The following is a 7049-nucleotide window of genomic DNA, read 5'->3' on the forward strand; positions in this document are numbered from 1 at the left end:
GAAGCAAGACGTTAACGAACCCTCTTTAGTCAAAATGAATAATAAGGACGCAAAGTCCAGGAGTTCAAAGATGCATAACAATAATGAAACCCAAATCCCTATGCCCAGCGTGGCGGTGGCGCTGATCCCTATCGTGCTGACGATTGCGCTGCTGGGAATACAGATTTTTTACTATGATGATTTTACCCCGCATATCGCTCTGGCGATCGGTTTTGCCATTACCTCTATTGTTGGTTGGGCTCAGGGTTATCGCTGGAAAGATATTGAATCCGGTGCATTCCATGTTTTACACGTTGCTATGCCCTCAATTGCAACCCTGATTGTTGTTGGCATGCTGTTAAGTACCTGGATCGCCAGTGGCACGGTACCTACCCTGATCTACTACGGACTTGAGCTGATCGATCCTGCCTGGTTCCTGGCTGCTACGATGCTGCTTTGTTCGGTCGTTTCTCTGTCTATCGGTTCCAGCTGGACAACCGTGGGGACGGTAGGTCTGGCTCTGATCGGTATCGGTACGGCTTTTGAGGTGCCTGTTTACTGGACAGCCGGGGCTGTGGTTTCCGGCTCTTTCTTCGGTGACAAGATCTCGCCTCTGTCTGATACCACCAATCTGGCGGCTGCGGTGACTGAAACTAACGTGTTCAGCCATATCAGAAATATGATGCCGACCACGATTCCGGCAATGTTAATCGCCTTTGTTATCTATCTGCTGGCGGGTGGTGATGTTGCTCAGTCTGCTCAGCTGGAACAGATTGAAACTTTTAAGGCGGGTCTGGCTAACAATTTTGATCTGGGCTTTTTGCCTCTGTTGCCTCTTATCGTTGTAATGGGCCTGGCGTTCTTTAAAACCTCACCGATTCCGGCTCTGTTTATCGGCTTTGTGCTGGGTGCCTGTGTGGCCTGGTTTAACTACGGTTACAACCTGAACGAACTTCTGACGTTTGCACACAGCGGTTTTAAAATTGAAGCGGGTACTCCCGCTCTGAACAGCCTGTTGAACCGTGGTGGTGTTTCGTCCATGACCTGGGTTGTTACTCTTATGATGTTTGCGCTGGCATTTGGTGGCGCTCTGGAACGTACCCGTTGCCTGGAAGCGGTGGTTGCTAAAATCACCAGTCTGACCAAAGGCTTCAAAGGACTGCAAACCAATGCCATTCTGACCTCCATGACCACTAATGCGGTTTCCGGTGATGTGTATCTTTCTATTGCGCTGCCGGGCCGTATGTATGGTCCTGAGTATGACCGTTTGGGCTACAGCCGTCTTAACCTGTCCCGTGCTATTGAAGAGGGTGGAACCCTGGTATCACCGCTGATTCCCTGGAATGCCGGTGGGGCTTTTGTTATGGGTACGCTGGGCCTGACTGTGGTGAGTGGTGATTACAGTGCCCTGCTTTATGCGCCTCTTGCTTTTGCCTGCTGGTTGTCGCCGGTAATCGGGATTCTGTATGCCCAGACCGGCTTGTTCTCCTTAAAATGTTCCGCGGATGACAGGGGTTCAGTACCGTCAGCCGTGGCTGAGACAGAGGGGGCGTAATCATGTCTGCGTCTGACCGTATGGAAAAACCATCAGTAGTGGTGATTGGTGCTGGCGTTGTTGGTCTGTGCTCCGCCCTTCAGGCGCAGAGGCAGGGTTATCAGGTGACTCTGATCGATAGGGAGGCCCCCGGAAAGGGGGCTTCTTTCGGCAATGCCGGGTATATCGCTACAGAACTGGTGGACCCCTTATCAACGCCTGCGGTTCTGAAGAAAGCACCGTCTATGTTACTTAACCCTAAAGGTCCGCTCTGTTTGCCTTTGGGACATCTTCCTAAGTTGATGCCCTGGCTGACCCGGTTTATCAAAGCCGCTGCACCTGCTCAGGTAGCCCATGCCCATCAGGCTTTAATGACGTTGAATCGCGAAGCGGTGCCGGCATGGCGTCGTAGCCTGTCTGATATCGGCGAAGAGAATCAGTTGGTCGCAGAAGGCTACTTACTGGTCTGGGAATCCGCTGATAAGTTACAGGAAGCGAAAGATCATGCTGCTTATATGGCTGAATGCGGTATCCCCTGTGAGCTGGTTCAGGGGGAGCGGCTGGCGGAGCTGGAGCCTGAAATGTCTCAGGTATTAAGCCATGCGCTTTTTTATCCTGAGGCTTGCCGGGTTAAAGAACCCTATCAGCTGAGCCAGAAGCTACTGGCAGCTTTTAAGCATCGTGGCGGTCGCCATTTACAGGTCGATGTGGGCGAGGTTACCCCCCATGGAGAGCAGCATGTTGAGGTCTTTTCCGATGAGGGAGAGCACATTATAACCTGTAGCAAAGCGATCATCTCTGCGGGGGCCTGGAGTAAAAGTCTGTTGGCTCGGCTGGGGCTTAGTGTGCCGCTGGAGGCAGAGCGGGGTTATCACATTACCGCAGCAGGCCAGGCTTATCGTATTAAGCACACCATAGGCTCGGCAGAGCGCAAATTTGTTTTAAGCCCGCTGGATTCCGGTCTTAGAGCGGTGGGTATGACAGAGTTGGGCGGTCTGAAAAAAGGCCCTAATGGCCAGCGCTTTGAGGTGCTTAAACATCATACTCAAAAGCTGTTGCCTGATCTCGCGAAAAGCGGGGGTGTCAGCTTTGAAAACTGGATGGGGCATCGACCAACTTTACCGGACTCTCTACCGGTGATTGATTGTCATCCCCGTTATCCGCAGATCTGTTTTGCCTTTGGTAATCAGCACCTGGGGTTAACGCAGGCGGCCGCAACCGCAGAGCTGGTGGTTGCCACTATGACCCAAAGCGAAAGCTTTATGAGTCGAGCGGCTTTTCGGGTTAACCGCTTCTGACCCGGGCCAGCTTGAACGCATCGTTTTACTGCTACTGTGCAGGTAGCTGTCTTAGCCGGATATGCCAACGTCCGGCTTTTTTTGGTCTTTTGGTTTTTGTGAGCTTCTTTGTCGGCTATACGCCACTGTCGCTGTATAATGAATCCGTTTTGTTACTATTCTGATGGCCGTGCTGGACGCTGTCGTTTTGCTCCGGTAAGTTTGTAACATTTTGTTTCATAGGTGTCCTGAGCGCTGACATCTCTGGTTTTCACGCCTCTTTCCGACGGATCTGCTATGGCACTGCTTCGCAAAAACATCTGGACGCTTTTTATTCTGCTTTTCGGTGGCAGTCTGCTTTTCCTGATAACCATCTCATACTACCGTTGGCTGAATATCAACGAAAACTATCGCCTCAAGCAGGAAAACCTTGTCGGTCTTGTCAGCAATGCCAGTCATTCGCTGTTTGTGAATCAGGAGATCATTCTGGATGTTCTGGGCTCTGAGCTGATTAAAGACCCGGACTTTGCTGATACGGTGAAAACCAAACCCCTGCTGGACCAGTTATTGGCGCTGAATACGGCGATTGTTGGCTTTGGTCTGGCAAATCCTGAAGGCAAGCTCACGTTTATCAGTTCGAACCTCAACCCCAGTCGTTTGCCTAACCTGCTGAAACAACAGGCCAGTCGTGATTCGTTTCAGCTGGCGCTGGAATCCAACTCTATGGTGTTGGGGCGCACCTATTTTATGGCGGCGCTTAACGAGTGGGTGATACCAATCCGTAAGGCTGTGCGGGATAACAATGGCAAAGTGCTGGCCGTGATGACGGCAGGTCTGCGTATTAAAGGGGCGTCGCGTTTCTTCAGCAATTCGATTCATATGGAGCCGTATAACCGGATTACCTTACTGAGGTCGGTGGATCACTATCCGCAATTCCACTCCTCTGAAGGTAAGGAGATGGAGTTGTCCTATGAGCGTCCGGTGAAAGCGGAATCGATGCAGCGTGCAATCTCTAGTCTGCTCAAAAAAACCGACAGATCGCTGGAGTCCCTGAAAGAGACGGAAAGCATGGTTTCTTTTCAGATCAATACCGCCCATTGGAAGAGTGTTGGTGTGGCCCGTTTTGATAAAAAATATCAGCTCTGGACTGTTTCCGAGGTAAAACTGGCCAAGCTGTATGATGATTTTTTTGAAAGCGTTCTCTATTACCTTGTCTTCTTTGTTTTGGGCCAGTTGGTGATCTATCGGCTATTTAAGCTGATCGCCTCAGCAGAGGACCAGCGCCGGGAGGATCTTATTTTTCAGGCCAGTCATGACCCGTTAACGCAGCTGCCTAATCGCAGTTACCTGTTGATGCATAAGGATGAGTGGCTGGGTCAGGAGAAACCCCGGGACTTCAGTGTGCTTTTTGTCGATATGGATCACTTTAAAAGTGTTAATGACAGCTTCGGGCACGAGTTTGGTGATGAGGTGCTGAAAGAGCTGGCTAAGCGTTTGCAGGAAAATACACCATCCGAGGCTACCCTGATCCGTCAGGGCGGGGATGAGTTTCTGATTCTGGTTCATGAAACAGATGATCAGGAGTTATTGAGTACAGCACGGAGCATTATTTCGGCATTGTCCCGCCAGTATCAGGTGGAGGGTATCAACTTTACTCTGGGGGCCAGTATTGGTATCGCGAAATACCCCTTGCATGGTACTGATCTGGACAGCCTGCTTCGGGCATCCGATATCGCCATGTACGAAGCGAAAAAGCACAAAAACAGCGTGCGTATTTTTGCCGATGAGATGCAAACGGACTATCTGCATAAACTGGTTGTTGAGCAGCAGCTACGAAAAGGTCTGGATCAGGATGAGCTCTTTATGGTGTATCAGCCGCAGATCGACCAGCAAGGCAAGCTTTACGGTGTGGAGGCTCTGGTACGTTGGCAGAATGACGAATTGGGTTTTGTTCCGCCGGACAAGTTTATCGCCATTGCTGAAGCCTCTGGCCTGATGCCACGTTTAGGTGAGTTTGTTCTGCGTCGTTCTCTGAATGAGATGAGAGAGGTGCAGCTTGATGTGGGGGCGGAATTCCATGTCTCTATAAACATCTCTGTGCGCCAGTTTATGCAGGCCAACTTTATGGCGCTGCTACTGGATGCGATAGAGGTTTCCGGTCTGAGTAAAGTTTTTATCTCCCTTGAAATCACCGAAAGCCTCTTTATTGAAGACCTGGATTACATTCTGCCTTTGCTGCAGCAGATACATGACATGGGGATTCAGATCTCTATGGATGACTTCGGAACCGGCTACTCGTCACTGAGTATGCTGCGGGCACTGCCCGTGGATGAGCTGAAGATCGATAAGAGTTTTGTCGATAATATCCTGAATGATGATGCCGCCCGTAAGATGATTCAGAACATCATCGCCATTGGTAAAAATTACGAAATGGCGGTGTTGGCAGAGGGGGTGGAAACCCGGGAACAGGCGAATCTCTTATCCCGCTTTGGCTGTGACCGCTTTCAGGGATACCTCTATGCCCGCCCGATGAAGGCGGAAGATCTGAGGGTTTTCCTGAATGAGATATCAGACGGCGTTAAACCTGATTGCTAAGGCGAGGGCTTAAGGCTCTCCGGCGCACGGGTGCTATCTTTAATGACCGTACTTAGAGGCCCGTGCTTTCATTTAACTGCTGATATTTTAACTGTCGGTTCTTTTGCTGCCGGTGCTCTTACTGTCGGTGCTATCCGCTCCCTGCGCGATTGCCCAATAGCCCGGTTTCATAGGCGATAGCGATCGCCTGGGGTTTGTTATCCGCCTGTAGTTTCTTCAGTAAGGCTTTCAGATAGGTGCGAACGGTTTCCGGTTGCAGTGCCAGAATTGAGGCGGTTTCCACCGCAGATTTGCCCTGGGCCGCCCAGTACAGGCATTCCTGTTCCCGTTTGGACAGCAAGGGGGTTGCGCTGTCGCTCTGGCGCAGTTGAGCAAATTCCGGTTGCAGACAGATGTGGGCCAGACGATGGGTGCTGTAAAGCAGATTGGCCTGTGTCTGTTCTGAAAACTCCGGAGGGGTCGGATTGCTCCGGTGAGACAGACAGGAGAGGGCGACATATTCACGACCGGGGAAGTGAACCGGTGTCACACAAAGCTCCTGAAAACCATAATCGTAGAGAGCACTCAGCCAGCGCTGATCTGCCATAGTCAGGTTGTTACTCCATTTCTCCGGGTGCGCCAGATCGAAGCGCTGAGGCAGAGTGTGCTGCAGTGTATGTTTCCAGGTTGGAGACAGACGATGGCTTAGGGGGTTGTCTTCACTGTGCTCTGTTCTCTCCCGCCACTGTTTCAGCCAATGCAGGTTGTCGTTGCCCACGGTCACCAGAGGATACACCGGGCCCGGTGTCCGGTTTGGCAGCTCGCCGACAGGTGCATAAATCAGGCTTGCGGTATCAAAGCCGATACCATTCGCCAGGCTCTGGAGGGCTTGGCGGATATCTGTCAGGCTATCCATCTGCCGCCAGTCCGGCTGCTCGGTGTAGTAAAGATACTGAGCGACTTTGGCTTGTCCACGGGATGTCATCAGCTTAGCCCCCGTTCCTGAAGGCAGTTGCGTACCACGGTGCGTAACCAATGGATGCCAGGATCATCTGCTTTGCGCGCTTCCCAGATCTGGCAAACATGCAGCGGATCAAAGTCGATCGGCATCTGGTATGCCTTAAGTGATGACCCCGGACAGATCAGGCGGGCACCGTATTCGGTAATAACGGTAATCATATTGGTGCCGCTCAAAATCGCGGGCAGGGTGGCAATATAAGGCGTTTTAACAACGACCTTGCGCTTCATACCCAGGGAGATAAGCTTTCGGTTTACCAGAATAGGTTCATCTTCCCGGTGTGACAGAGCCACATGAGGAGGCGACAGAAACTCCTCAGGACTCAGGGCTTCTTTGTCACCATAAACTCTTTCGTCACCCACACACATCAATTGGTCTTCGTACAGCTGCTCATAACAGGCGTTGTGTTGTGGCAGGTATTCAAATTGTGTGATGGCCAGATCCAATTCCTGCTCCTGCAGAAGCTTGTAGGCCATTTCGGGGCTGGATATTTTGGTGTAGAGGATATTAAAGCTGATGCCCGGAGCCTGCTCGTTAACCGCACGAACCAGATAGGGGACCAGCTCATTGATCATAAAGTCAGTGATTCCGATCCGAAACTCTCTGACCTCTTTTTCCGGAATAAAGCTGTGGCTGCTGATAATCGCTTCATCCAGCTGCAGCAGTC

At 51.3% G+C, this 7049-nt stretch carries 5 protein-coding genes; 3 read left to right on the forward strand and 2 right to left on the reverse strand.

Annotation, left to right across the window (positions count from 1 at the left end; translation table 11 throughout):
* Positions 1–70 precede the first annotated feature (70 nt).
* The 3 genes from nhaC (at position 71) to AC4GL5_RS14625 (ending at position 5385) form a co-directional block, all read left to right on the forward strand.
* Positions 71–1534, forward strand: coding sequence for a Na+/H+ antiporter NhaC (nhaC, locus tag AC4GL5_RS14615; RefSeq protein WP_490383531.1), 1464 nt, complete (start codon positions 71–73; stop codon positions 1532–1534).
* A 2-nt stretch (positions 1535–1536) separates the two neighbouring features.
* Entirely contained in the window at positions 1537–2811 is a 1275-nt protein-coding gene (locus tag AC4GL5_RS14620) for an NAD(P)/FAD-dependent oxidoreductase (protein ID WP_490383532.1), read from the forward strand.
* Between the two features lie 276 nt (positions 2812–3087).
* Positions 3088–5385: a bifunctional diguanylate cyclase/phosphodiesterase gene (locus AC4GL5_RS14625; RefSeq protein ID WP_490383533.1), complete on the forward strand. Its 2298-nt coding sequence runs from the start codon at positions 3088–3090 to the stop codon at positions 5383–5385.
* 130 nt (positions 5386–5515) lie between these two features.
* Here AC4GL5_RS14625 and AC4GL5_RS14630 read toward each other — a convergent pair whose 3' ends face one another.
* Together AC4GL5_RS14630 and AC4GL5_RS14635 are read right to left on the reverse strand one after the other, a co-directional pair.
* Positions 5516–6349, reverse strand: a complete 834-nt coding sequence (locus AC4GL5_RS14630) for a helix-turn-helix transcriptional regulator (protein WP_490383534.1) — start codon at positions 6347–6349, stop codon at positions 5516–5518.
* Positions 6349–7049: LysR substrate-binding domain-containing protein (locus AC4GL5_RS14635; protein WP_490383535.1), on the reverse strand; the 701-nt coding region annotated here is incomplete at its 5' end. The genes AC4GL5_RS14630 and AC4GL5_RS14635, both read right to left, overlap by 1 nt.

Source organism: Oceanospirillum sp. (assembly GCF_982874595.1).

Coding starts and splice junctions, on each gene's coding strand:
- AC4GL5_RS14630 (WP_490383534.1), bottom strand. CDS start 6,349: ATGACATCCCGTGGACAAGCCAAAGTCGCTCAGTATCTTTACTACACC.
- nhaC (WP_490383531.1), top strand. CDS start 71: ATGCATAACAATAATGAAACCCAAATCCCTATGCCCAGCGTGGCGGTG.
- AC4GL5_RS14620 (WP_490383532.1), top strand. CDS start 1,537: ATGTCTGCGTCTGACCGTATGGAAAAACCATCAGTAGTGGTGATTGGT.
- AC4GL5_RS14625 (WP_490383533.1), top strand. CDS start 3,088: ATGGCACTGCTTCGCAAAAACATCTGGACGCTTTTTATTCTGCTTTTC.